The following is a 763-nucleotide window of genomic DNA, read 5'->3' on the forward strand; positions in this document are numbered from 1 at the left end:
AAATCATAACCACCCGTCTAACGGGTGGTTTGCACCAGGGCTATAAGCCCAAATCACCAGCCAGCGCCTAAAGACGCTGGCTTTCACGTTGTTCAAGCCTCATTGCTCTTGACTCGTCACTTGCCTCTTAAAGAGACCTTGGTACTACTTACCACTATCCCTAAAGGGATCCTCATATTCTTTTACACTTAATTTATCTAGTGCTATATCATGCTTTTCCTGTTCTTGAATATATTTCTTAATTGTGGCTTCATTAAGCCCTACTGTACTTACATAATAACCTTCTGCCCAGAAATGCCGATTCCCAAACTTGTACTTGAGGTTGGCGTGTTTGTCAAACATCATGAGTGCACTTTTACCTTTTAAATACCCCATGAAACTTGAAACACTTATCCTCGGTGGAATACTGACTAACATATGTACATGGTCTGGCATTAAGTGACCTTCGATAATCTCAACACCTTTATAACTACATAATCGATGGAATATTTCTCCCAAACTGCTTCGATATTGATTATAAATTACTTTTCGTCTATACTTAGGGGTGAACACAATGTGATATTTACACATCCACTTTGTGTGTGATAAACTATGTGCCTTTTGTGCCATATTTTTCTCCTTTCGCTTTACAATTGGCTTGAACACCTTTATTGTATCGCGTTTGGAGTTTTTTGGTATAACCTTCGATGCGCACCCGCATAGCGGGTGGTTTATTTGTCTCGCACCTTGCGGAGCGAGACGGACTAGTAGTCACATAACAAAA

At 40.2% G+C, this 763-nt stretch carries 1 protein-coding gene; it reads right to left on the reverse strand.

Features of this window, described 5'->3' with window-relative positions; translation table 11 throughout:
* Window positions 1-144: 144 nt before the first annotated feature.
* Complete coding sequence (gene tnpA / locus HMPREF2885_RS05990; protein WP_000057440.1) at window positions 145-609, reverse strand: IS200/IS605 family transposase; 465 nt, start codon at window positions 607-609, stop codon at window positions 145-147.
* Window positions 610-763 lie beyond the last annotated feature (154 nt).

The organism is Streptococcus sp. HMSC062H02, assembly GCF_001813005.1.
Lineage (GTDB): Bacteria > Bacillota > Bacilli > Lactobacillales > Streptococcaceae > Streptococcus > Streptococcus oralis_S.